The sequence below is a fragment of the Asticcacaulis solisilvae genome (genome assembly GCF_017875235.1).
Classification (GTDB): Bacteria; Pseudomonadota; Alphaproteobacteria; order Caulobacterales; family Caulobacteraceae; genus Asticcacaulis; species Asticcacaulis solisilvae_A.
The window spans coordinates 548,203-572,277 of record NZ_JAGGMI010000002.1; the positions used below are offsets into that span (position 1 = coordinate 548,203).

Annotated in this window: 28 protein-coding genes; 14 read left to right on the forward strand and 14 right to left on the reverse strand. The window is 62.0% G+C overall.

Going from position 1 to position 24,075, the window contains the following annotated elements; genetic code table 11:
* Window positions 1-31: 31 nt before the first annotated feature.
* The gene (locus tag J2X24_RS05715) at window positions 32-742 is read left to right on the forward strand and encodes a hypothetical protein (protein ID WP_245344454.1); all 711 of its coding nucleotides are present in this window, start codon (window positions 32-34) and stop codon (window positions 740-742) included.
* Window positions 743-799: 57 nt separating this feature from the next.
* Here J2X24_RS05715 and J2X24_RS05720 read toward each other — a convergent pair whose 3' ends face one another.
* The 3 genes from J2X24_RS05720 to rpsU all read right to left on the reverse strand — a co-directional run bounded on the left by J2X24_RS05720 (window position 800) and on the right by rpsU (window position 2,253).
* Window positions 800-1,339: a hypothetical protein gene (locus J2X24_RS05720; protein WP_209717904.1), complete on the reverse strand. Its 540-nt coding sequence runs from the start codon at window positions 1,337-1,339 to the stop codon at window positions 800-802.
* Between the two features lie 101 nt (window positions 1,340-1,440).
* Complete coding sequence (locus J2X24_RS05725; protein ID WP_209717907.1) at window positions 1,441-1,827, reverse strand: acyl-CoA thioesterase; 387 nt, start codon at window positions 1,825-1,827, stop codon at window positions 1,441-1,443.
* A 147-nt stretch (window positions 1,828-1,974) separates the two neighbouring features.
* The gene (rpsU, locus tag J2X24_RS05730; protein WP_209718327.1) at window positions 1,975-2,253 is read right to left on the reverse strand and encodes a 30S ribosomal protein S21; all 279 of its coding nucleotides are present in this window, start codon (window positions 2,251-2,253) and stop codon (window positions 1,975-1,977) included.
* Window positions 2,254-2,489: 236 nt separating this feature from the next.
* Between rpsU and J2X24_RS05735 the strand changes: the two genes are divergently transcribed.
* From J2X24_RS05735 to J2X24_RS05745, 3 genes are read left to right on the forward strand one after another with little or no spacing between them, the layout of a single operon-like run.
* On the forward strand, window positions 2,490-3,167 hold the full coding sequence (locus J2X24_RS05735) for a COQ9 family protein (protein ID WP_209717910.1): 678 nt from the start codon (window positions 2,490-2,492) through the stop codon (window positions 3,165-3,167).
* Window positions 3,164-3,475 (forward strand): hypothetical protein, encoded by a 312-nt coding sequence (locus J2X24_RS05740; RefSeq protein WP_209717913.1) that lies wholly within the window; start codon window positions 3,164-3,166, stop codon window positions 3,473-3,475. The genes J2X24_RS05735 and J2X24_RS05740 overlap by 4 nt, the downstream gene beginning before the upstream one ends.
* A 38-nt stretch (window positions 3,476-3,513) precedes the next feature.
* Complete coding sequence (locus tag J2X24_RS05745; protein ID WP_209717915.1) at window positions 3,514-4,734, forward strand: hypothetical protein; 1,221 nt, start codon at window positions 3,514-3,516, stop codon at window positions 4,732-4,734.
* 174 nt (window positions 4,735-4,908) lie between these two features.
* On the opposite strand, the gene J2X24_RS05750 is transcribed toward J2X24_RS05745, so the two are convergent.
* The 3 genes from J2X24_RS05750 to purE are packed head-to-tail and all read right to left on the reverse strand — an operon-like array spanning window position 4,909 to window position 6,757.
* Window positions 4,909-5,193, reverse strand: coding sequence for a YciI family protein (locus J2X24_RS05750; protein WP_209717918.1), 285 nt, complete (start codon window positions 5,191-5,193; stop codon window positions 4,909-4,911).
* Window positions 5,193-6,266 (reverse strand): 5-(carboxyamino)imidazole ribonucleotide synthase, encoded by a 1,074-nt coding sequence (locus J2X24_RS05755; RefSeq protein ID WP_209717921.1) that lies wholly within the window; start codon window positions 6,264-6,266, stop codon window positions 5,193-5,195. Before J2X24_RS05755 ends, J2X24_RS05750 begins: the two co-directional genes overlap by 1 nt.
* The gene (gene purE / locus J2X24_RS05760; RefSeq protein ID WP_209717922.1) at window positions 6,266-6,757 is read right to left on the reverse strand and encodes a 5-(carboxyamino)imidazole ribonucleotide mutase; all 492 of its coding nucleotides are present in this window, start codon (window positions 6,755-6,757) and stop codon (window positions 6,266-6,268) included. Before purE ends, J2X24_RS05755 begins: the two co-directional genes overlap by 1 nt.
* Before the next feature lie 261 nt (window positions 6,758-7,018).
* Between purE and J2X24_RS22475 the strand changes: the two genes are divergently transcribed.
* Both J2X24_RS22475 and J2X24_RS05770 read left to right on the forward strand, forming a co-directional pair.
* On the forward strand, window positions 7,019-7,822 hold the full coding sequence (locus J2X24_RS22475) for a GGDEF domain-containing protein (protein WP_310002523.1): 804 nt from the start codon (window positions 7,019-7,021) through the stop codon (window positions 7,820-7,822).
* Window positions 7,819-8,208: a VOC family protein gene (locus tag J2X24_RS05770; RefSeq protein WP_209717925.1), complete on the forward strand. Its 390-nt coding sequence runs from the start codon at window positions 7,819-7,821 to the stop codon at window positions 8,206-8,208. The genes J2X24_RS22475 and J2X24_RS05770 overlap by 4 nt, the downstream gene beginning before the upstream one ends.
* Before the next feature lie 45 nt (window positions 8,209-8,253).
* Here the strand turns inward: J2X24_RS05770 and J2X24_RS22700 are convergent, their stop codons facing one another.
* Window positions 8,254-8,382, reverse strand: coding sequence for a hypothetical protein (locus tag J2X24_RS22700; protein ID WP_281064919.1), 129 nt, complete (start codon window positions 8,380-8,382; stop codon window positions 8,254-8,256).
* 144 nt (window positions 8,383-8,526) lie between these two features.
* Entirely contained in the window at window positions 8,527-9,681 is a 1,155-nt protein-coding gene (locus tag J2X24_RS05775; RefSeq protein ID WP_209717928.1) for a deoxyguanosinetriphosphate triphosphohydrolase, read from the reverse strand.
* A 134-nt stretch (window positions 9,682-9,815) separates the two neighbouring features.
* Here J2X24_RS05775 and J2X24_RS05780 point away from each other — a divergent pair, with 134 nt between their 5' ends.
* The 6 genes from J2X24_RS05780 to J2X24_RS05805 all read left to right on the forward strand — a co-directional run bounded on the left by J2X24_RS05780 (window position 9,816) and on the right by J2X24_RS05805 (window position 13,662).
* Window positions 9,816-10,145 (forward strand): HesB/IscA family protein, encoded by a 330-nt coding sequence (locus J2X24_RS05780; protein WP_209718333.1) that lies wholly within the window; start codon window positions 9,816-9,818, stop codon window positions 10,143-10,145.
* Between the two features lie 51 nt (window positions 10,146-10,196).
* Window positions 10,197-10,994, forward strand: coding sequence for an exodeoxyribonuclease III (gene xth, locus J2X24_RS05785; RefSeq protein WP_209717931.1), 798 nt, complete (start codon window positions 10,197-10,199; stop codon window positions 10,992-10,994).
* A gap of 54 nt (window positions 10,995-11,048) precedes the next feature.
* Entirely contained in the window at window positions 11,049-11,735 is a 687-nt protein-coding gene (locus tag J2X24_RS05790; protein ID WP_209717934.1) for a hypothetical protein, read from the forward strand.
* 180 nt (window positions 11,736-11,915) lie between these two features.
* A complete protein-coding gene (locus J2X24_RS05795; protein WP_209717937.1) occupies window positions 11,916-12,653 on the forward strand; it encodes a hypothetical protein in 738 nt (245 codons plus the stop codon).
* 7 nt (window positions 12,654-12,660) lie between these two features.
* Window positions 12,661-13,353 (forward strand): NnrU family protein, encoded by a 693-nt coding sequence (locus tag J2X24_RS05800; RefSeq protein ID WP_209717940.1) that lies wholly within the window; start codon window positions 12,661-12,663, stop codon window positions 13,351-13,353.
* A 132-nt stretch (window positions 13,354-13,485) separates the two neighbouring features.
* Window positions 13,486-13,662, forward strand: a complete 177-nt coding sequence (locus J2X24_RS05805; RefSeq protein WP_209717942.1) for a hypothetical protein — start codon at window positions 13,486-13,488, stop codon at window positions 13,660-13,662.
* A gap of 34 nt (window positions 13,663-13,696) precedes the next feature.
* Here the strand turns inward: J2X24_RS05805 and J2X24_RS05810 are convergent, their stop codons facing one another.
* On the reverse strand, window positions 13,697-14,662 hold the full coding sequence (locus J2X24_RS05810) for a Gfo/Idh/MocA family protein (RefSeq protein ID WP_209717944.1): 966 nt from the start codon (window positions 14,660-14,662) through the stop codon (window positions 13,697-13,699).
* A 235-nt stretch (window positions 14,663-14,897) separates the two neighbouring features.
* Here J2X24_RS05810 and J2X24_RS05815 point away from each other — a divergent pair, with 235 nt between their 5' ends.
* Together J2X24_RS05815 and J2X24_RS05820 are read left to right on the forward strand one after the other, a co-directional pair.
* Window positions 14,898-15,806: a cobalamin biosynthesis protein CbiG gene (locus J2X24_RS05815; protein ID WP_209717946.1), complete on the forward strand. Its 909-nt coding sequence runs from the start codon at window positions 14,898-14,900 to the stop codon at window positions 15,804-15,806.
* 78 nt (window positions 15,807-15,884) lie between these two features.
* Complete coding sequence (locus J2X24_RS05820) at window positions 15,885-16,217, forward strand: YnfA family protein (RefSeq protein ID WP_209717948.1); 333 nt, start codon at window positions 15,885-15,887, stop codon at window positions 16,215-16,217.
* Between the two features lie 10 nt (window positions 16,218-16,227).
* Here the strand turns inward: J2X24_RS05820 and J2X24_RS05825 are convergent, their stop codons facing one another.
* From J2X24_RS05825 to gorA, 5 genes are all read right to left on the reverse strand, one after another.
* The gene (locus J2X24_RS05825; RefSeq protein ID WP_245344456.1) at window positions 16,228-17,601 is read right to left on the reverse strand and encodes an MATE family efflux transporter; all 1,374 of its coding nucleotides are present in this window, start codon (window positions 17,599-17,601) and stop codon (window positions 16,228-16,230) included.
* Between the two features lie 65 nt (window positions 17,602-17,666).
* The gene (locus tag J2X24_RS05830; protein ID WP_209717952.1) at window positions 17,667-19,787 is read right to left on the reverse strand and encodes a S9 family peptidase; all 2,121 of its coding nucleotides are present in this window, start codon (window positions 19,785-19,787) and stop codon (window positions 17,667-17,669) included.
* A gap of 62 nt (window positions 19,788-19,849) precedes the next feature.
* On the reverse strand, window positions 19,850-21,220 hold the full coding sequence (locus J2X24_RS05835) for a class II 3-deoxy-7-phosphoheptulonate synthase (RefSeq protein WP_209717955.1): 1,371 nt from the start codon (window positions 21,218-21,220) through the stop codon (window positions 19,850-19,852).
* An 84-nt stretch (window positions 21,221-21,304) separates the two neighbouring features.
* Entirely contained in the window at window positions 21,305-22,684 is a 1,380-nt protein-coding gene (locus tag J2X24_RS05840) for an O-antigen ligase family protein (protein ID WP_209717959.1), read from the reverse strand.
* Window positions 22,681-24,054 (reverse strand): glutathione-disulfide reductase, encoded by a 1,374-nt coding sequence (gene gorA, locus J2X24_RS05845; RefSeq protein ID WP_209717962.1) that lies wholly within the window; start codon window positions 24,052-24,054, stop codon window positions 22,681-22,683. The genes J2X24_RS05840 and gorA overlap by 4 nt, the downstream gene beginning before the upstream one ends.
* Between the last annotated feature and the right edge of the window lie 21 nt (window positions 24,055-24,075).

Below are 24,075 nucleotides of genomic sequence, written 5' to 3' on the forward strand. Positions count from 1 at the left end.
TCCTGTTTCGGGGGTGATGAAGTCGATGAGTATGAAGAAGATTGTCCTGTCCGTTGCGGCCCTGTCCGTGCTGGCCACCGGCACGCCGGCCATGGCGCAGCTCAAAGTGCCCCAGATTTCAACCGAAGGCGGCATGTCGACTTCGACGGCCGCGGCGTCCGACGCCTTTCCAGGCCTGAAGGGCTTCCTGAGCCTGCCCGCCGCCGACCGCTCTCAGATCAGCGTCTATTACGTCGCCCGCATCAAGCATGCCGACAAGTCGCAGGTGAAGGTCACTCTTATCGACGGCAACCGCCAAATTCCGCTGACCATACAGGGCGATGGCCGGATCACGCCTTTGCCGACACTTGCGCAGCTCAACAGCGGCGCCAAGGTCACCATCAGCGGGCCGCAATCGGGCTCGTATTCCATGAAGATCAAGGTGCATTCGCCCCAGCCGAATGGCCGAACCTATGATGCTGCCGGACTGGCCCTGGGTGTCCGACAGGGCAATAACGCCATAGGTAGGATCGCCGGCGCCATGTCCTTCATGGTCAAGAAACTTGACCGCGTCTATTTTGTCGGCGGCGGTTCAGGCACGGTCGAGGTCAATGGCCAGCAGAAGAGCCTGCCGCGCACTGACGGTGCGGGCGAGTATCCAGCCGGCACGCCCTACTTCGTGCCTTCGCAATTTCCGGGCGCCACGCGAATCACCCTGAGCCATGCCGCGTCGACTGCGCTGTTCGACAACCCGCCGAAATAAAATGTCGCGCTAAAGCACGCGGTTCAGATCAGGCTGGACCGCGTGTCCGGACGCTGATTATTCTGAAATAGGATCTTCGACAGCGGCGGCGACGCTGGCCGGTTCGGCTAATGGCGCGTCAGCCTTGTACGACTTCTGCACGTTGACATACATACCCAGCCAGCCGCCGCCCCAGGCGCACAGGCCGACAATCACCGGACAGACCAGGAAGATCAGCAGAGTATTGGGCTGGACGAACAGGTCGATGAGATAGAAGGCGGCCAGCAGCACGCCGGCGATCCAGCCCGGGAACTGGCCGATCTTGGCCCAGCGCACGGCGCAGTAGGCGCCGGCCGTGGTGCCAAAGGCCCATGAGACAGCGATCACCCAGAAGGACCCGATCGGATCAGTTTTCAGCAGTTCGGACTGGGCGCTGAAGTCGATGTCAGGATAGCGCGGTGCGATCGCATAGAAGACAGCCTTGGCGATCGTGTACGTCACCATGCCGATCAGAAGGCCCAGAAGTACGGCCAGAAGCACGACGAGCAGCTGACGCGTCTTCCCGTCGTTCCATTCGCCAAGCCAATCCTGGAAACGGCTCATGAAGGTCGATTGCATGGTGGGGCCCTTTTCTTCTTATGTCCCGATCTTACCGGGGTGTCCCGCACACCCGGCCCGCTAGCCCCATTATTAACATAATCTAAACGGCTGAAAAGCGTTTATCGGTTAACGGGGCGGGGGCGGCCGGCCTCGTCGATGGCGACGAAGGTGAAGCTGGCTTCGGTGACGCGCGTCTTTTCCAGGCTTTCGCGCGGGCGGCGATAGGCGTCGACCTGCAGCTTCATCGAGGTCCGGCCCGTCGAGATCAGGCGGGCATAGACGCTGACCTCGTCGCCGACGTGGACGGGCGTCAGAAAGACCATGCCGTCGACCGCGATGGTCGCCACCCGGCCGCGCGACATGCGAGAGGCGACATTGCCGGCCGCCAGGTCCATCATCGACATCAGCCAGCCGCCGAAGATATCCCCCGACGGATTGGTGTCGGCCGGCATGGCGGTCGTCAGCAGGGCCAGGTCGTTGGGATCGGGCAGGCTCGGGTCGGTCATGCGGGTCGCCAACTGGAAGTCTCCGTGCTGGAGCGATATGGCGAAAAGTGTGGAGCGGTTTTCGCCTTGAATATCGCGATAAAGCTAAGTCATGAAAAAAGCGCCGAAGGCGTGGCCTTCAGCGCTTTTATACAGATGTCCGTATCATTATGCCTTGGAAGGACGGCCGCCGGTGGCGCCACCTTCGCGCTGGATGCGCTTGCGGGCCAGCTTGCGGGCGCGGCGCACGGCTTCCGCCTGCTGGCGGGCGCGCTTTTCGGAAGGCTTTTCGTAGTGCACGTGGCGCTTCATTTCACGGAACGAGCCTTCACGCTGCATCTTCTTCTTGAGGGCCTTCAGGGCCTGGTCGACATTGTTGTCACGGACGAAAATCTGTACCAGAGGTCTCTCTCCATTCGGTCTTGTTGGCGGCCCCTTCGAGGACAGGGCCCGCGCCGCAGCCGGTCCTCTCCGCCATGGGATGTAAAAAAAGTTGAGCCCGCAAACGGAGTCTGCGGGACGATCGCACTGCCCATACATCACACCTACGCCCCTGTCCAGCCAAAGCCCACCTGAAAAAGGGAATTCGTGTCACGTTTTTTTGCAGGCGATCCTTAGCTCTGCGACAATTTGCAGGCCGACGCCCCTTGGCGGGCGCACATAGAGCGCCTATCCTATGCTTCATGAGCGCGCCCGAGCCCTTTTCCGATCTCAAAACCGCCGAAGCCCAACTGGCCCAGGCCGTCGCCGGTTTCGTGCCGGAACTGGGCCTGAACCGCATGAGCTTCCAGGCCGGTGCTAAGGCCGCGGGCCTCAGCGAAGGCGAACGCGACCTGATCGCCCCCAACGGCGCCTCCGATATCGCCGCCATATTGTGGCGCGGCCACGACGCTGTGCTGACCTCTCCCGGTGTAATGGACGCCCTCCCCGGCATGAAGATCCGCGAGAAGATCAATCATCTCCTCAACCTGCGCATCGACGCCTTTGCGCGCGACGAAAAGCTGGCGCACCGGCTGACGGGCTTCCTCATGCTGCCGACACATATCGACCTGCATCGCCGGCTGATGTGGGACACCGCCGATCTCATCTGGCGGCTGGCCGGCGACAAGGCGTTGGACGAGAACCACTATTCCAAGCGCACCATCGTTTGCGGTATCTTGGCCGCGGCCATGCTGACGCGGCTGTCGCGCGGCGCCGAAGCCCAGTCCGAGCAGATTTCGCGCAATATTGACGCGGTCATGGAATACGAGAAGTTCAAGGCCAAGATGCCGTTCAAGCCGGAATCGGCTTTCCTGCAACTGGCCGCCAGTCTCGGCAAGCTACGCTTCGGTCAAGGCCAGCCGGCGGAAACGGGGCAGTGAAGGCCGTCCGCACCCTTCTGGCCTGCCTATGGATGCTGTTCGGTATCACGGCCACGGCGCACGCCGGCATGGCCATGCCGGTCGCCGAACCGCCGTGTCACGAACAGGCCGACCACCACCAGACGCCAGAACCGAAGTCCCAGCCGACGATGATGCCGTGTTGCAGCCAGCCCGTGGTCATCGCACCCGCCGAGGTCTTTGTGCCATCCGTGGCGCGCGTCGAATATCTCAGCCTTACTCCGGCGCCGGTTCTGAAACTGTCGAGCCTGCCGCCCGTCCACGAGCCCCCGCCGCCCAAGAGCATGTGATCGCCACCTTCCCGATCACATCTTTAAGGACGCAAACCATGTCTATTTCTGTTCGGGCCGCCTCCACGGCCCTCGCGGCGCTTGCCCTGTGGCCCGCCGCCGCTTTCACGCAATCGCACGACCACCACGCGCAGGACGCCGCACCACCGGCGCAAACCGACCACGCCCACATGCACGACGCACCGAGCTCGGAATGGCGCATCCACAATCACGCCACCCTGACCCTGGCCAACAGCCATCAGTCGGGTCCGCGCGGCGGCGACAAGGCCTTCCTCGCGGGCATGGTCATGATGATGGCCAGCCGAAACTTCGGCGACCGCAACAGGCTGGAACTCGAAGCCATGCTGTCGCCCGATCCGTTCATGGGCAAGGACGGCTATCCCCTGCTGCTCCAGGCCGGAGAAACGGCCGATGGTGTTACGCACCTCGTCGACCGCCAGCATCCGCACGACCTGTTCATGGGACTGACGGCCAGGCTGACGCGCCGCTTCGACGGCGATGTCAGTGTGTTCGGCGAGGTCGGCTATCCGGGCGAGTTCGCCTTCGGCCCCACGGCCTTCATGCACCGGCCGTCAGGCGAAAACTTCCCGACCGCGCCGCTTACCCACCATTGGCTGGACAGCGGTCATATTACCTGGGGTGTCGTTACCGCCGGTGTCGCGAAAGGTCCGTTCACGCTTGAGGCGTCGCAGTTCACCGGCCGCGAACCGGACGAACAGCGCTTCGACTTCGAACGCCCGCGCCTCGATTCGACGTCGCTCAGACTGACGTGGCGGATGACGCCGGCGCTGAAAGCCCAGGCGTCGTGGGCGCGCCAGATCAGCCCGGAGGGCCTTGAGCCCGAGAAGGATCAGACCAAGCAGTCCGCGAGTGTTGAGTATGCGCGCGACTTCGAGGGGCTTGGCGGACTGCGCTCGACCCTGTCCTGGGCGCGTCGCGAGAGCGAAAACGGCCATCATGGCGACGAGAAGCCGCTGGACGGCTGGCTGTTCGAAAACACCTGGACGATCAACCCGCAGTGGATGGCTCTGGCCCGCTATGAGCGGATCCGCAGCGACGAACTGGTGCACGATGCCCACTGGGTCGCCAAGACCGAACTGGGCGGGGTGCGCACTTTCCGGATCAACGCGCAGGCCACTGTCGGCCTGGGTCTGGTCCAGCAGTTCAACACCGTGCCGGACGCCCTGAAACCGATCTATGGCAACAATCCAAGCGGCACGGTGGCTTTCATGACGCTTAAGCTGAATGCGATGCCCTAGCGCTTCGAGACATTAAGCTCCCCCTTCCGTCATTTGCTCCGCAAATGCCACCTTCCCCGTAAACGGGGAAGGAAGATACTGAATTGGCATATTTAATTCCTTCCCCGTTTACGGGGAAGGTGGACGCGAAGCGGACGGAAGGGGGATTTCCGCGCTTAGCCAAGATCTCATGTCCTAGCCCTTAAGCGCCTCAAGGCCCTCGGCGGTCATGGTCAGGTTGATCTCGGTGATCTCGACGTCGGCGACGCCGTACACCGAAAACGGGTCCAGCTTGGCCATGGCCTCCACCTCATCCCGCGTACCCTGGGCGAAGATCATACCCCCTGTGCGCGGGACCTTGCGGCCCGACGCCAGGAACATGCCGGTGCGATAGCCTTCGCGCAGCCACGTCACGTGGGCGTCGAGGTGCTTGTCGACCTCGGCTTCAGGCACCTTATAGGTCAGGGACAGTACGAACATTACGATTTGATCCGGTTGATATGGCCCATCTTGCGGCCGGGACGCGGCTCTTCCTTGCCGTAGACATAGAGGCGCGACTGCGGTTCTGCCGCCAGGGTCGGCCATTCGAGGATATCGGGGCCCAGCAGATTGGTCATTTCGACGGTACAGCGCGCTGTCGAATCGCCCAGCGGCCAGCCGGCGACGGCGCGGATATGCTGTTCGAACTGGTCGCAGACGCAGCCGTCCTGGGTCCAGTGACCGGAATTGTGGACGCGCGGTGCAATCTCGTTGAGCAGCAGGCGGTTGCCGGGCAGGACGAACAGCTCGACCGCCAGCACGCCGACATAGTCGAGACCATTCAGCACCTTGACGGCGATATCATGCGCTTCTTCCTGGACATTGAAGGGCACATCTGCCGGCGCCAGGGTGGTCGACAGGATGCCGTGCACGTGGTGGTTTTCGCCGATCGGGAAGGTCCGGATGCTGCCGTCCCAGCCACGCGCCGCCACTACCGAAATTTCGCGGACGAAATCCGCCTTTGCTTCCAGGATCGACGGCCGGCCGTTCAGCGAGGCATAGGCCTGGTCAACATCCTGCGCGGAGCGTACCCACACCTGGCCCTTGCCGTCATAACCTTCGCGCCGGGTTTTCAGCAGCGCCTGGGGCGTCGGGCTGTCGCGATAGGCCGCGGCCAGGTCGTCTAGGCTGTTGATCTCAAAGAAGTCGACCGTGCCGATTCCAGCTTCGCGGGCAAAGCGCTTTTCGAACACGCGGTCCTGGGTGATGCGCAGGGCTTTGGACGACGGCGCCACCACCGCCCCCTTCGACACCAAAAAATCGAGGCTGGTCGCGGGCACATTCTCGAACTCAAAGGTCACGACGTCACAGCCCTCGGCGAACTTGGCCAGCGCGTCTTCGTCGGAATAGGCCGCGACCTTCGAGGCCAGCGACACCTGCGCGGCCGGCGACTGCTGGTCGGGCCCAAAGGTCACGACCTTGAAGCCCAGCCGCGACGCCGCCTGCGACAACATCCGGCCCAGTTGGCCGTCGCCAAGAATGCCGATCGTCGCCCCTAATCTTAAAGGCTCCATCAGTCTTCCACCGTCTCGGGCACGCCGTCGGTCTGGGCCTGGCGCAGCGCTTCGACGCGCGCCGCCAGTTCCGCGTCATTCAACGCCAGTATCTGCGCCGCCAGGATGCCGGCATTCTTGGCGCCGGCCTCACCTGTTGCCAAAGTGCCGACGGGGATACCGCCCGGCATCTGCACGATCGACAGCAGCGAATCGATTCCCTTCAGGCCCTCTTTCAAAGGCACGGGCACGCCCAGGACTGGCAGGGTGGTCAGCGACGCCGTCATGCCCGGCAGGTGGGCCGCGCCGCCGGCGCCCGCGATGATGACCTTGAAACCCGCCGCCTTGGCGCCCTTGGCAAATTCATACATGCGGTCAGGCGTGCGGTGCGCCGAAACGACCTTCGCTTCATAGGGCACGTTCAGGCTGTCCAGGATCGCCGCCGCCGCCTTCATCACGCCCCAGTCGGATCGCGACCCCATGATGATTGCCACAGGAGGGGTTTCAGCCATCGGATATCCTTGTACGACAGGGGTGTTCGGAAAGGCGCGGAGTATAGTCACAAGCCTTCCCACTGCAAGACATGATTTGTCCTCAACTTGTGCACCGCAATGGTCACAAAATCTTGCCATTAATCGAGGTTAACGGGCCTTTCGCGACATTGCGCCACACTTTTGACTATGCTTTGATATAGCCATCGATGCGGTTGGGGATGAGCCGCGTCACATCTATCAGTTCCAGGTTTTATCGTATTGGACTCGCAACATTTCCCTGTGAGCGCGGCAACCGCCGCAAGCCTTACGCCTTCCGGTCGTCCCGAAGGTCCAAGGCCCGCGACCACGGCGTCGATGCAAAGCCTGCTGGCCCAGTATTTCGAGATACAGGAAATCGAAGCCGCCCCTGCGCCCACGCCGGAACCGCGGCTGGCCGAAACGCCGGTGATGGACATCATCGTTCCTGCCCCGCCCTCTCCCTATCCGGCAAGTCCGGCCGAAGCCTCCGTTTCCGCCGCGACCCTGGCTTTGATCGAAAACCTGAAGGCTGAAAACGCCCGCCTGAAGGCGCAACTGGAAGCGCAAGGCAAGGCGCTCAGCGATGCGCAGGCCCTGGCCGATTCGGACGTCCTGACGCCCACGCTGAACCGCCGCGCCTTCCTGCGCGAAATGCAGCGCGCCATGGCCGACTGCCGCCGCTACGACGAACAGGCCTGCCTGATCTATCTCGATATGGACGGCTTCAAGGGCATCAACGACGCCTATGGCCATGCGGCGGGCGATGCGGCCCTGATCTATGTCGCCGAAACCCTGACCGGCAGCGTGCGCGAAGGCGACAGCGTCGGCCGCATCGGCGGCGATGAGTTCGCCATCCTGCTGCGCCGCGCCGACCTCAACTCTTCGCGTATCAAGGCGCTCAAGCTCGAGGCTGAACTGGCGCTCGGCACCTTCGAGTACAAGGGGCTTTTCCTGAAAACCGGCGGCTCGTTCGGCGTGCGCGCCTTCGCCGCCCAGCCATCGGCCGAGGTCTGGCTGTCTGAAGCCGACGCCGCCATGTTCCTGGTCAAGAAATCCGCCCGGTGAGCAGCTTTCTGGCGGCCATCAGCCTGCTTGTCCCTGACTACGACGAAGCGATTGCGCATTATTGCGGGGGCATGGGCTTTGACCTGATCGAAGACACCGACCTTGGCGGTGGCAAGCGCTGGGTGCTGGTCGCACCGCCCGGGTCAAAGGAAACGCGCATGCTGCTGGCCAAGGCTTCAAAGCCGGAACAAATGGCACGCATTGGCGACCAGACCGGTGGCCGCGTCTTTCTCATCTTGCACACCGATGATTTTGACCGCGATTTTGCGCGGTTTAAGGCGGCCGGCGTGACATTCACCGAAGAACCGCGTCACGAAGCTTACGGTACGGTCTGCGTTTTCCGCGATCGTTTCGGAAATTTGTGGGACCTGTTGCAGCCCAAATGATGAAAGACCCTGCCGGGGCAGCGGGCGCCGCCCCGGCCTTACGGGTCACATCTGCGCCACCACGGGAACGGGGGCGGCGGTGTCGGGTTGGCTCATCCAGGATACGGCGGTCAGCGCGGCAACAAGGGCAATCACCGCCGCAATCGCAGGTACAATAGGAACGGAAGTGCGCATAATCGAAGCTCCGGTAAGGACCTGGAATTCACATCGGACTTGCGCGAAACCGGGTCCGCGAACACCATCAGAATGGCCCGGCGCGGATAAATAGGCGCTGCCTTTGCGGCGGCACGATTGTAAGAATCCTGGAAAGAAGGACTCTTAAAAGGAGAAAAGACGGCGATGCTCGTCTATGGCGAACGAGTCGGTCATGCCGGCGATATAGTCGCAGATAACCCGCGCCCGCGCCGTTTCCGAATCCTTTGAACACACCAGTTGAAACCATTCGGTCGGCAGGGTGTCGGGCTCTTCCAGGAAAAGATGGAACATGGCGTTCAGCGTTCGCTTGGCGTAGGAACGCGTGCGGTTAAGCTTGTAGTGCTTATACATGCGCTCGAACAGGAAGCCGCGCAGGCGCGACAGGTCGTCGTAAACGCCCTTCGAAAACTGGACCATCTGGCGCCGGGCGGATCGCACGTCCTCGGGCGCGACGATCCTGTCCTCGCTCATCCGCTTTTCGGTTTCAGCCAGGACGTCGTCGATCATGGTTCCGATCATGCGCCGCACCGCTTCCAGTCGCAGCATGCGGTCATTCAGCGACGGCCAGTCCTTTTGCACCGAACGGATCGCCGGGCCGATCATCGGCACGTCGAGCAGGTCGTTGATGGTGAAGAGCTCGGCGCGCAGGCCGTCATCGACATCGTGATTGTTGTAGGCGATGTCATCGGCAATGGCCGCCACTTGCGCCTCCAGCGAGGCGAAGGTGTCGGGGCGCAAATCCCACATGGCGTTGAAATCGGTGATCGATTTCCACGACGGCTCGGACAGGTGGTGGCTGACCGGACCGTTATGCTTGATAATGCCCTCCAGCGTTTCCCAAGTCAGGTTCAGCCCGTCCCACGCCGGATAGCGTACCTCGAGCTTGGTGATGATGCGGAAGGTCTGGACGTTATGATCGAAGCCGCCCCACGGCGTCATGCACTTGTGCAGTTCGTCCTCGCCGGCGTGGCCGAACGGCGGGTGGCCCAGGTCGTGCGACAGGGCGATGGTTTCGGCGAGATCGACATCGAGATTGAGCGAATGGGCCAGGGAGCGGGCGATCTGCGCGACTTCGAGGCTATGCGTCAGCCGGGTGCGGAAATAGTCGCCCTCATTGGCGACAAAGACCTGGGTCTTGCCCTTCAGGCGGCGGAAGGCGGTCGAATGGATGATCCGGTCGCGATCCCGGGCAAAGGCCGTTCGCCGCGAAGCTTCGCCTTCGGCGTGGAGACGGCCGAGGCTTTGGGTCACGTCGGAAGCATAGCTTGCCAGGGTCATGGAAATATCCGCGATGAAAGATCAGCCGGTCTATACTATAAACCGTAACAACCATCTAAAAAATTGCCGGATTTCAGTCTGTTTTGCGCCCAAGGGGGCTGATTTTGCCGACAAATGCCTCCATATTGGCGGGCATGAGCCACAACATCACCCTGACCGCCGCCGCCGCGCGCCACATCAACCGCCTGAGCCAGGACGCCGGCCACCCCGTCATGCTGCGTGTCATCGTCGAAGGCGGCGGCTGTTCGGGTTTCCAGTACAAGCTCGACCTGGTCAACGAAAAACAGCCGGACGAGAGCGAGATCAGTTTCGACGGCGCCACGGCGCTCGTCGATGAGATATCGGCGCCGCTCATGGCCGGCTCGATGATCGACTATGTCGAGGAACTGGTGGGATCTCAGTTCAAGATTCTCAATCCGCTGGCGACGGCATCCTGCGGCTGCGGAACGAGTTTCTCGCTCTAGGTTTTCTCTCTGGGCTTGCTCGAATCCAGCGGCCGCTTTACAGCTTTGGCCATGAAACTCGCGACCTGGAACGTCAACTCCGTCAATGCCCGGCTGCCGCTGCTTCTTGAGTGGTTCCGCGACGCCGCGCCCGATGTCTGCGCCCTGCAGGAAATCAAGTGCATCGACGAGAAGTTCCCGTACGAGGCCTTTGAATCGCTGGGCTATAACTGCGCCGTCCATGGCCAGAAGACATGGAATGGCGTCGCCATCCTGTCGAAATTCCCATTGAGCGATGTGACCAAAGGATTGCCCGGCGACGAGACGGACGAGCAGTCGCGCTATATCGAAGCCGTCGTCGAGGCCCCCAGGCCGATCCGTTTCGTCGGCATATATCTGCCGAACGGCAATCCGCTCGGCACCGACAAGTATGCCTATAAGCTCGGCTGGCTGAAGCGCCTGCATACGCGCGCTGCCGAGCTTCTGGCCTTCGAGGAAGCCACCGTCATCACCGGCGATTTCAACATCATCCCGGCCAAGGACGATTGCTGGAAGGAAAGCGTCTGGCTCGACGACGCGCTTTATCAGCCGGCCGTCCGCCAGGCCTATCAGGGCCTGAAGAACCTCGGCTATACCGACGCCTTCGAGGCCATTCAGCCGGACGGCAACCGCTACACCTTCTGGGACTACCAGGCAGGCGCCTGGCAGAAGAATGAAGGCATCCGCATCGATCACCACCTGCTGTCGCCCCAGGCTGCCGACCGGTTGACGGGGTTCACGATTCACAAGGACACGCGTGGCCGCACGCACGACGAAGCGAAACCGTCCGATCACGTCCCGGTCGAAATCGAAATAACAACGGAATATTAACCGCTTGCCTGCAAGCTTAAAGCTTTCTTAGCCATAATCAGGCGTAAAGCTTTCATGGCCCATGCTGCGCGTATCCTTCTCTACTTCCTGTTTGCCGGGATCGGCCTGACCCTGATCGCGTCCGGCCTGATGTGGTGGTTCGAAGCCTCCCGCCGCCTGTCGCGCGCCCTGCATTCCGCCCTCGGCAAGACTGCCGACGCCGTCATCTTCGACCTCAGCGGCAAGAAGGCGGCGGGCCTCGATTTCACCGCCGGCGACCTCGCCATCCTGTGGGACACTGGCGCGCATGGCCTGGTGTTCGCATTTGATGAGATCGAAGGCGCCGAACTGATCGTCGATGAGCGTGTCGTGGCGCGCGCCCAGCGCGGTGAACCGCGCCGGCTGCTCGACGAAAACCACGCCAATGCCTCGCGCGTCATCCTGCGGCTGATGTTCGACCACGTCGAAACGCCGGAGATTGAAATCACGCTTTACGGCGACATTACCCAGAACCCGGTCCACGCCAAGACGGCCGCCGAGGCCGTACGCCTGGGCCGCAAATGGCTGTCGCACGTCGACGCCGTTATCAAGCGCATGCCCCAGCCGGTCGAGGCCGCACCATCTCCACCGGTGGAAAAGCCGCAGTCCGCTCCGGCCGTGGCGGCGCGCCCCGTCCCGGAAACGCCTTCGGACATCCCGCCGTGGGAGGACGACGACAGCCTGATGGACGACGACACAGCCTACGCCCACATGCGCGCCTGATCGGCGAATGCGCAAAAATTCGCCTGTCAGCGTTGCGGCACTGAAACCACAATTTGCATGAAAATAGGGACTTACCCCCTGTTTTATGCGGGTTCCGGCTAATTTGGGCGTTGCCCTCTTAACCTCGCTGGTAATGTGTGGTTAATATGTGGCGGTGCCATTTGCAGCAGAGTCCGAATCTTGCCGACATTCTTGCCAGCCCTGATTATTCTGTCCGCTGCCGTGCTGGCCATCCTGTTCATTTTGTACAGGATCTATGAAACGCGTGTCGAACAGCCCAAGAAGCTCGAGGACGAGGTCAAGGAAGCCCTGGCCGGCGCCCGCCCCGAGGTCGAATCGATCGAGCCCGTGCGCCGCGCCGCCTGCGCCATCTCGTACGCCGCCAACAAGATCGTCATCGTCCGCGATTTCGGCAAGAAGCCGACGCGCATCTACACGATCGGCGACCTGTTCGGCCTGGAAGTCTTCGTCGATGGCAAGGTCTTCGCCCGCGTCGTCCGCGCCGGCTCGAACAAGCCGCTGGATACAGGGTCCTACAAGGCCGTCGATGACATCGATCCGAATGTCCAGACCGTGGTGATGCGCCTGGTCTTCGACGATCCGTCGCACCCGGACTATGAGCTCAAGCTGTGGGACCCGAACGATGCCCTGACCGCCCGCGCCGAAGGTCCGCGCGCCGCGCTCGTCACCGCGCGCAAGTGGTTCTACCACGTCGAAGCCATCCTGCGCCGTCCGGCCCCCAGTGAACTGCGCGCACCGGCCCCCTTTGCCCCGGCGCCCGAACCCGCCAAGGTTGCGGCAGCCGCGGCGCCGGCCGCCATTCCCGCGCCGGCGCCCGCTATTCCCGCTCCGGCGCCGGCGGCTCCGCCCAAGCCCGATGGCGACGTCCTGAACGCGCCGCTCATTCCGTACATCTAAGTCACCCATGTGGACCTTAGCGCTCGCCTGCGCCTTCTTCCTGTGCATCCACCTGATGATCAGCGGCACCACGCTGAAAGAGCAGCTTATTGGCGGCATCGGCAAGATTGCCTACTACACCCTCTTCAGCCTGTTCTCGATCGTCGGCCTGATGTGGATGAGCGTGGCGTTCGTCATCGCGCTCGGCAATCATGACGGCCTGAACCATACCTTCTGGACCGCGCCCCTGTTCCTGCGCATCCTGGCCCTCGTCGGCAATTTCCTGGCCTTTCTCCTGATCGTACTGGGCGTGCTCAGCCCATCGCCCAGCAACCTCCTTTCCTTGCGCGGCCTGCCGGAAAAGCCGGTCTACGGCATTATCCGCGTCTCGCGCCATCCGATCCTGGCCGGCATCGGCCTGTGGGCTCTGATCCATCTGATCTGTAACGGCAATCTGGCCAGCTGGGTCTTTTTCGGCTCCATCCTGGCCGTGTGCGCGCTGGGCGCCAACAATATCGACCGCAAGCGTGAAGCCCAGTTCGGCGAGGTCTACCGCCTGCTGAAAAAACGCACCTCGATCGTGCCGTTCGTCGCCATCATCGAGGGCCGGACGGCCTTCGTGCCCGATGAACTGGGCTATGCGCGCATGTTCCTGGCAGCCTCGACCTTCGCCGTGTTCGCGGTTTTGCACGAACTATTGTTTGGTGCCCGCGCTTTGTGACGCATTTACAATAATTTTACCCAAGCCTTGACGGGACTTGCCGTGTCGGGGATAACTTTGGGGAAGGCCGCTCGCGGGCGGTTTTTAAAGCATCCGGTAAACCGGACAGGTGGGGTGTAAGAAGCGTCGGCCATGAAGCTGTCAGCATTGACATTACTGTTGTTCTTCGTGTCCGTGGCGCTCGTCATGGCCAGCGTGGTCGGCTATTTCCGCCCCCTGCCCTACGTCACCGAATACCGCTACTGGCTGGCGCTCGGTGGCTACGGCATCCTGGCTTTCGGCATTATCTTCAAAGGCCACTCGCATTAGCGAAGCCTGCGAGGCGTTTTAACGAACGCCTGCGCTACTCAGCCTCGACCGGCTCTTCCACCGCCTCATCGATCGCCAACGCCAGGCTCAGCGCCGCCAGCGCTTCCTCGCCCGTACACAGCGGGCGTTCGCGGCGGCCCTGGACGGTTTCCAGGAAACGATAGACGCTGGTCCCCAGCGGATCCTTGGCAATGACCGCTTCCGAGAACTCGGCATTGAGCGCGAAGGGCGTCGTATTTTCGAAGGTGCGGTTGAGGAAGTCGATCGAGACTTCACCGCTGGGGTAGACGATCCGCATGGTACGTTCACGGGCTTCAGCCATGCGCGACGCCTTGAACGAGGCGGTCGAGCCATTCTCGAAGGTCAGTTCCGCGATCACTTCATCGGCGCCGGCGGCGCTGTATCCCTGTTCTTCACGGCGACGCGCCGAGGCGTCGAGACCGCCCGGTTCGCTGCCCGACAGGCTGAGCGCCAGGTCGAGGTCGTGGATCATGAGGTCGAGCACAACCGAAACATCGAGATTGCGTGTCGACGCCGTGCCGTTGCGGACAGCTTCCAGGCGCGTCGGACGCTCTGTCACGTCATAAAGCCCCATGGCTTCGAACACGCTGCGCTCCTGGTGGCCACAAGCCAGCACCAGGCCTTTCGCCTCCGCCAGCTCCACCATGCGGTCACCATCTTCAGTAGAGGTCGCCAACGGCTTTTCGCTGTAGACATGAACCCCGGCATTCAGCGCCTTAAGCGCGATACCAGCGTGCGCGAAAGCCGGCGTAGCGACCGTCAGCACATCCAGCCGGCTCAGGAAATCGTCGAATTGGTCGCCGTAAAACGCTTTGACGCCATAGCCATCGGCCAGGCCCTCGGCACGATCCTTGTCGAGGTCATAGATGCCGACGAACTCGACCGGAATGCCGGATTCGGGGGCCTGACGGTATTTGTTGGCATGGTAGCCGCCGAAAACACCGGCGCCGGCGACGCCTACCCGCAAAAGCTTCGACATGACCGCCTCCTGTTACCGTTCGACGAGGGGTTGTAGACCGGTTCGCGCCAGAACGAAAATGACTTTTTGGAAATTATACCCAAGGATATCGAGACGATATCATGTGCACAGCCGCGTGATCTTCGCACAAAGCGCTTTCGCGCCCGCAACCGCCGCGTTAAAAGCGACGCCACCTTGACCGCTCAGGCTTGCGCTTGGGCGGTAAGCTGTTCCGGACGCTATTTTGGAGACTGCCGTGAAACGTCTTTTCGGCGCTTATGTGATTGTCGACTACAGTGCCGCCGAAGGCAAGAAAACGGGCGAGTCCTCGGTATGGATCGGCGTCATGAAACGCGACGTGCGTTTCCGTCTGTCCTACGAGACGCATAATCCGGCGACGCGCGCCGAAGCCCTCACCCTGCTGCGCTCCATCCTGGCCGACCTCCACAAGCGCGGCGACCGCATTCTGCTGGGCGTGGCGTTCGCGCTCGGCTTTCCGCGCGGCACGGTCAGCCGCCTCGAACTCAAGGGAACGCCGTGGCAGGCCATGCGCACCTTTCTTGTCCAGAACGTCGTCGACAAGGCTGACAACAGCAATAACCGCTTTCAGGTCGCCGCCAAGATGAACCGGCTGATGACCGACGAGGCCTGGCCATTCTGGGGCTGTCCCAAGAACGCCGCGCAGAAGTGGTTGTCGACGTTGAAGCCCGACTCGTTTGGCGATTTTCCCGAATTCCGCCTGACCGAGGACGCGGCGCGTAAACAGGTGAAAAAGACCGCCCAGCCGAAAAGCCTGTGGCAGATGCACGGCGCCGGCGTGGTCGGCGGCCAGGCCATGTTGGGCATCACGGCGACCAAGTCGGTCATGGATACGTTGGGTGAAACCGCGCGGCTGTGGCCCTTCGAAACCGGATTCGGCGCTCTGACGGAAGACTCGCTGGAGGGCATCAAGACGATAGTCGCCGAAGTCTACCCACCTCTTTTCGAAGGCGAAGGCGCGTCCGGCGAAGTCAAGGACGCCGTCCAGGTGCGCTTGACGGCCGAAGCGCTGGCCGACAAGGACGACAAGGGCGAATTGGCCGCCCTGTTCGGTGCACCCAAGGACCTGGGTAAGGCCGACGCCGACATCGCCGCCACCGAGGAAGGTTGGATTCTCGGCGTCTGAACAGGCAGATTCTATTTGGTCGCGATATTTAGCCAAAAACCGCTGCACACTTTTTGCCATATCGCTTACCGTGACGGCATGAAAAGCTTCGCCGTCTATCTCCTCGCCGCCATCGCCGAAATCGCCGGCTGCTACAGCCTGTGGGCCGTGCTCAAGCTCGGCAAGCCGGCCTGGTGGCTGGCGCCGGGTGCGCTGTCGCTCTGCCTGTTCGCCTGGCTCTTGACACTGGTCGACAGCACCGCCGCCGGACGCGCCTATGCCGCTTACGGCGCCATCTATATCGCGGCGTCGCTTTCCTGGATGTGGTGGGTCGAAAAACAGCCACCCGACGCCTGGGATGCCGGCGGACTGGTGCTTTGCCTGATCGGTTCGGCGGCCATCCTGTACGGCCGCAAGCTTATTCAATTCTGAATTTCTAGAATCAAATTACTTCTGAAATGTCAGAATTATTGCGCCGCGCGGCCTTGCGATCCAGCCACATAAATCGCGCCACCAGCAGAGTGGCCGACATCCAGCTCGCTATCGCGCAAGCATAGATAAGCCCTGGCACCCCAATGCCGAAATGCAGCGAGAACAGGTAGCCCAGCGGCAGCATGATCAGGCCGTAGGAGATGTAGTGCAGCACCGGCGCCACCAGCACGTCCTGACGCGCGCGCAGGGCCTGGGCCGCCACGACCTGTATGCCGTCCGGAATGAAGAACAGGCACGCCAGCAACAGCGCGGCCTGGACGCCGGTGCGCAAGGCCGCTTCCGATGTATAGCCGGCCGCCAGCCATTGCGATCCGATCAGCACGGTAACGCAGACCGCCATCATGAAGGCGGCCGCCGAGATAAAACTCACCCGGCCCGTGCGCGCAATGCCACGCGGATCATCGGCGCCGTAGGCCCGGCCGACCAGGACCGAGCAGCCAATGGCCAGCCCCATGGGCACCATGAAGACGATGCTGGCGAAGTTGAGCACGATCGCCCAGACGGCGACCGCCTCTTCGGACATCCGGCCGGCAAAGACCGTCATGCCGGCAAAGGCAGCAACTTCGATGAAGTAGGATGCGCCGGCGGCGTAGCCGATCTGACGCTGCTCACGCGCGCCCTGCGGGTCGGGCGCGTGGCGGTCCAGCAGTCGCAGCGGCTTTACCTCCTTCAACGTGAACAGGTAGACGACTAGCCCCAAAGTCACCAGACCGCGCGCAACGAGCGTCGAAATGGCCGCCCCCATGGCGCCGTCACTGTCGATCCCCGGTAGCCGGACGATGCCCGGCACCAGCACCAGCAGGAGTGCGACATTGACGACATTGCCGGCCCAGGTGAAAACCATGCCCGGCCGCGTCCTGCCTAATCCTTCGAGAAATTCGGAAACGGCGACCGCCACCATGTAAAACGGCATGCTGAGCGCAAAGACCAGCAGTGGTCCGGCGGCGCCCGTCGCGATCCCTGACTTGACGGTGGCCTTCAGCATGGATGGGCCAGCCAGGAGCAGCAGGATCATCGAACCCACGCCCAGGATAAGGGCATAGACCATGCCGCGCTGAAAGGTTCCGCCGATACGGTGCTGCTCGTCGCCGCCGACGAAATGGGCGGTCTTGACCTGGATGCCGACCAGCAGGCCGATCGAGGTCACCAGAAAGATGCTCGTCGGCGCCCAGGCCAGAGAGTGAAACCCCAACTCCGCCGACGAAAAATGTCCGACCACCAGCGTGTCCATCAGCCCCATCAGCATGAAGCCCAGGCGTGACAGGACGACCGGCCACGACAGACGGTAAAGGGCGGCATAAGCCGCCCTTGTCTCAGGGGTCAATTGTGATCTCAATCGCAACATGGAGCCTCCTGTACCGGAGTTCCCTCGCCCGAGCAACCGACAGGTTACGGCAGCAACGTTTCGGCCTTCAGCTCTTTCAGCAGGAAGGCAATATATTCCGCCTGCTCTTCGTAGGCGCGGTAGCGGCCCGACTTGCCGCCGTGGCCGGCCTCCATGTTGACCCGGAACAGCAAGGGATTGCTGTCGGTCTTCTTTGCCCGCAGACGCGCCACCCACTTGGCCGGCTCATAGTACTGCACCTGGCTGTCCCACAGGCCGGTCGAGACATAGGTCGCCGGATAGGCCTGCGCCTTGATGTTGTCGTAGGGCGAATAGCTCAGCATGTAGTCGTAGAAGGCCTTCTGCTCCGGATTGCCCCACTCGTCATATTCGTTGGTTGTCAAAGGAATGCTGGCGTCGAGCATGGTTGTCACGACATCGACAAACGGCACGCGTGTGACGATGACACTATAGTCCTGCGGCGCCATGTTCATGATGCCGCCCATCAGCAGGCCGCCCGCCGAACCACCATTAGCCGAGACGCGGTCCTTGGCAGCGTATTTCTGGGCCACCAGCCCGCGCGTCACATCGATGAAGTCGGTGAAGCTGTTTGTCTTATTCATCAGCCGGCCGCCGTCGTACCAGTCGCGGCCCATCTCCTGACCGCCGCGAATATGAGCGATGGCCACGACCATGCCGCGATCCATCAGGCTGACCCAGGTCTGGCGGAAGATCGGATCGGAAGACGAACCATAAGAGCCGTAGCCGTATTGGAAGAGTGCGGCCTTGCCGTCCTTTTTGAAGCCTTTGCGATAGGCCACCGACACCGGCACCTTGACGCCATCGCGCGCTGTCACCCAGACGCGCTCGGTGGCGTATTTCGATGCGTCATAGCCCGGCACCGGCTGGACCTTGAGCGTACGGCGCTCGCCCGTCTTTACATTGGTCTCGTAGACGGTCTCTGGCGTGGTGAGTGAGCCGTAGGTATAGCGCAGCCAATCGGTGTCTGCCTCTTCATTGGTCCCGAAGCCCATTACATAGGCCGGCTCGTCGCTGGCGACCGGCATCGACTTGCCAGCCGAATCCAGAACGCGCAGGCGCTTATTGCCTCCGACCCGCTCCTCAATGGCGACAAAGCCCTTGAACGGCCGGAAGTCCTCGATGAAGTAATCCTTGCTGGCCGGCACCAGATCGGCCCACAGGCTGCGATCGCCCAAGGGCTTGTCATCGGCCAGGGTAACGATGCGGTGGTTTTTGGCCTGCCAGTTTGTCTGAATGACCCAGCGGCCATTGACGTGGTCGGCGCGATAGAGGTGATCGCGTTCGCGTGGGGCGATCAGCTTGAAATCGCCGCCGTCGGCCGGAGCACAGCGCTGTTCTTCGGAAACCGTCGAGTGCAAGTAGATGCAGATATATTTATCCGAGGTCGTCTTCATCACCGAGACGTAGAAGCTGTCATCTGCCTCCTCATAGACCAGCTTGTCCGTCGCCGGCGCCTGGCCCAGCACGTGCGACTTGATACGCTTGGACAGCAGGGTCACCGGATCCTTGTCGACATAGAAGATGGTCTTGTTGTCGTCGGCCCACACAAGACCCTGGATATTGGTAACGCCCGTTTCAGTGACCGTGCCGGTGCTCAAATCCTTGACCTTCAACACATACTGGCCGCGACCGACCGTGTCCTCCATCCAGGCAACCTTAGCGTTATCCGGACTCACTTCGGAAGCGCCGATACGAAAGAAGCCCTTGCCTTCGGCCATGGCGTTCTGGTCGAAGATGATCTCCTCGGGTGCCGTCATCTCACCCTTGCGGCGGGCGCCGACGGGATAGTTCTTGCCGGCTTCAAAGCGCGAATAATACCAATAGCCGTTCTTGCGATAGGGCACGCTGACATCATCGGGCGCCAGCCGGCCGGTGATCTCCTTGTAGATCGTATCGCGCAGTGGCCCATTGGCCGCGACCATGGCGTCGGTATAGGCGTTCTCAGCCTTGAGGTAATCAAGCATGGCCGGGTCTTTGCGCGCATCGTCGCGCAGCCAGTAATATTCGTCGTCGCGCTTGGCGCCATGTGGCGAGGTGACGACGAAGGCCCGCTTCTCCGCTACCGGCGGCTTGGGCGTCTCCGCCACGGCAGCAGAAGAAAAAGCCAACGCGGCAAGAGCGAAAATACTGGCGCCAAAATGCATGAAAGCCCCCGATGAAAGTTTCATCGGAGACTTACATGGTTTCTCAGTGCGGTAAAGGCGTCTTAGGCTGCCTTGACCGACTTGTCTTTCAGCGCATGCAGCCGCTCGGCGACGAGGAAGCTGAGTTCCAGCGCCTGGTCAGCGTTGAGACGCGGATCGCAGTGCGTGTGGTAGCGGTCCTGCAGGTCCTCTTCGGAAAGAGCAAACGCGCCGCCGGTGCATTCGGTGACGTTCTGCCCCGTCATTTCCAGGTGCATGCCACCCGGGTGAACGCCTTCGGACGCCGCGATATCGACGAACGAGCGGACTTCCGACAGGATGCGGTCGAAGGGCCGCGTCTTGTAGCCATTGGCCGCCTTGACGACATTGCCGTGCATGGGGTCGATCGACCACACCACCGGCACGCCGTGCTTGTGCGTCGCCGCCATCAGCCTGGGCAGGCGCTCAGCGATCTTGTCCGAACCGAAACGGCCGATCAGGGTCAGGCGCCCCGGGATGGCGTTGGGGTTCAGCGTGTCGATCAGGCGCAGCAGCTCGTCGGGCTCGAGCGTCGGACCGCACTTGACGCCGATCGGGTTGTTGATGCCCTTCATGAAGTCAACGTGGGCGCCGTCAAGCTGACGCGTGCGCTCGCCGATCCACAGCATGTGCGCCGAGGTGTCGTACCAGTCGCCCGTGGTGGAATCGACGCGGGTCATCGCCTGTTCGAAGTTCAGCAGCAGCGCTTCATGGCTGGTGAAGACATCGACCTGGCGGATCTGCGGGTGGCTTTCCGGCGTCACACCGATGGCGGACATGAAGCTCAGGGTTTCTGAGATCTTTTCGGCCAGGGCGCGATAACGCTCGCCCTGCGGAGACGACACGAAGCCCAGCGTCCACTTGTGAATGTTGTACAGGTCGGCATAGCCACCGTTCGCGAAGGCGCGCAAAAGGTTCAGCGTCGCCGACGACTGATGGTAGCCCTTGATGAGGCGCTGCGGGTCCGGCAGGCGCGACTCCGGCGTGAAGTCCATGCCGTTGATATTGTCGCCGCGATAGCTGGGAAGCGTTACGCCGTCGATCGTTTCGACAGGCGACGAGCGCGGCTTGCCGAACTGGCCGGCGATACGGCCAACCTTGACCACCGGACGGCCGCCGGCAAAGGTCAGCACGACCGCCATCTGAAGGATCAGACGGAAGGTATCGCGGATATTGTCGGCCGAAAATTCCTTGAAGCTTTCGGCGCAATCGCCGCCTTGCAACAGGAAACCATTGCCGTTGGCGACATTGCCGAGCGCGGCGGTCAGGCGACGCGCTTCACCGGCGAAGACCAGAGGCGGCAGGCGCGTCAGTTCGTCTTCGGCATCACTCAGGGCCTGCGCATCCGGGTAATCGTTCGGAATGTGCAGGGCTGGCTTGGAACGCCAGTCTTTGGGGGACCATACTTTGCTCATGGACGGTATTTAAACGCTTCGCGCTGCAAACTCAACGGGCCAGTCGAGCAATATTTTCAGGCTCTACTGAAAAATGCTGTAAAGTCACGGCCTTATAGTTGTAACAGCAACTATCCCATCCTGTTTTACGGCCTTGATCACCAGTATGGCCACCACCAGCACCATTGCGCCCAGGCAGATCAGCCACGCCTTCCACATGCCATAGCTCAGGGTGTTGAGGGTGAAATAGGCGGTGGCGGCGGCCAGCATGTACGGCCGCGCCTTCTGTTCGGCCGTCAGCTCTTCGACCGCACCGCTGGAAATCGCCGACAACTCGACGAACCCGTTGCTTTGGGACACGGCCGTCGCATTCTTCGGCGCCATGAACCAGAAGATGCTCCCCCACATGGCCGCCAGCAGCAACAGGCCCGGTATGCCCAGCTCCAGCCAGGCTTGGAGCGACATGTTGTGCGGATGCAGCGGAATGATCGGCTCGAAATAGCGCGTCGCTTCGTAGCCCCAGCCCCATACCGGCTTTTCCAGCGAGCGTTCGAGCGCATAGGTCCAGATTTCGATCCGGTGCGCCCAGGAACGCGGCACACGGTCGTGGATCTGCGTCGCCAGGCCGGTTGTGACCAGCCATTGAATCAACAGCGGAAAACCCAGGACGACTATGCCCGCGATCACCGCCGCCACGCGCTCCGGCAGGATGGCCTTGCGCGTCAACCCCGCCGGCCAGTAGCGGGCGGCAAAGAAGGCAACGGCGCTGACCGCCAGGACGACGATGTGGGCATTGCTGTCGACGACAAAGCCGCCCAGTACAATAGCCACCACGGCAGCGCCCACGCCTGCGATCCACCGCCGCTGCATGGCCAGGAAGGCCAGCGGCCAGAACAGCATCAGCAGGACCAGGTTCAGATTCGAGCTTTCGACGATCAGCATTTCCGGCCGGGCATTGCCGAAAAAACGCTGGTTCATACCGTTGCGCATGGCCAGGTTGCCCAGGCAGTCAAGAAGCTGTATGGCGACCAAACCGATAAATATCCAGGCGATGAAGACGGCGACGCGCTGCCCCCGGGCTGTACTCACCCGCCAGGCGACAAAGATGAAGGCCCAGGTCGTGAACCAGCTGATCAACGGCGCCTGGAAGTAGCGCGTCGACGTCCAGTAGGCGTCGCCCAGGCTCTTGCCCGCCAGCAGCAGGTCGACAAAGTCCGACCGCAGAAAGGCGAACACCAGGATAGCCAGGGTTAACCCAGCCACCGGCCAGAAGCTGTGAATCGCGGCTCCCTTTTTCAGTGACAGGTAGCCGAGGCTGCACAGGCCCGCGATAAACATCGCCGCCGGGATGACGCCCGACGGCGCGAAATAGGCAAACACGACAAACCAGATGAAGAAGTTGACCAGGACGCCTTCGGCATAGCCGGCGCGGAATTTCTGCCAAAAGTCAGCCAGTTTGGGCGGCAAGGTCCCAAGAACGCTCATAGGCGCTTATCCTTGATGGTCACGAGTTCTTCGGCAGCGGTCGGATGGACGGCGCAGGTGGCATCCCACTGCGCCTTGGTCAGCTTCGCCTTGACGGCAATGCCTGCCAGCTGGATGACTTCACCGGCATCGCCGCCGATAATGTGGCACCCCAGCACGACATCGCTCTCAGCGTCAACGATCAGCTTCATCAACACGCGGCTTTCACCGCCAGTGAAGGCCGTCTTCATCATGCGGAACTTCGTCGCATAGACGTCGAACTTGATGCCCTTTTCCTTGGCCTGGTCTTCGCTCAGGCCCACCGTGCCGATCTGCGGCTGTGAGAAGACGGCCGTCGGCACATTCTCATAGTCGTAGGCGGTCGGATTGTCCTTGAAGGCCGTTTCCACAAAGGCGACGGCTTCGCGGATGGCCACCGGCGTCAGGTTCAGCCGGTTGGTGACATCGCCGATGGCGTAGATGTGCGGATGCTTGGTGCGCGAAAACGCATCGACGGGAATTGCGCCGTGAACGTCGGGCGTGATGTCGAGCGCTGCCAGGTTCAGGCCCTCGGTCTTCGGCTTGCGGCCCGAAGCGTACATGATCTGCTCGGTGCGGAAGAATTCGCCGTTGTTGAGATGAACGACGATTTCGTCGCCTTCCTTGTGCAGCTTGATCGGATCCACCTGACACATGATGTTGATGCCGCGCAGGCGCATCTCGGCGGTCAGGTGATCGCGGACCTCGCTATCGAAGCCGCGCAGGATCTTCTCGCCACGGTACATCAGCGTCACCTCGACGCCGAGACCGTGCATGACGCCGGCGAACTCGACCGCGATATAACCGCCGCCAACAATGACCATGCGCTTAGGCAGCTTCGGCAGCTTGAACATATCGTTCGACGTCAGGGCGTGTTCGGCGACGCCCGGACAGTGCTGCGGCAGGAAGGGCCACCCGCCGACCGCGATCAGGATGGTCTTCGCCGTCACTTCGCGATACTCACCGGCGTGGGTGTTCATCGCGATGGTGTGTTCGTCCTTGAAGCTGGCGTGGGCGGCGATGATCTCGGCGCCGGCACGGGCCAGGTTCGAACCATAGATGCCTGACAGGCGCGTCAGTTCGGCTTCCTGGTGGTTGCGGTACTTCGGCCAATCGAAGGCGCCGAGTTCGACATCCCAGCCGAAGCCACGCGCGTACTCCACCTGCTCGGGCACTTCAGACGCATAGACCATGAACTTCTTGGGGACGCAGCCGCGCAGCACGCAGGTGCCACCCGGCCGGTCTTCTTCGGCGACCGCGACCTTCAGGCCCAGATTGGCCGCCAGCCTGGCGGCGCGCACGCCCCCGGATCCCGCCCCGATGACAAACAGATCGTAATCGTACTCAGCCATTACATTCAGCCCTTCGCGCCC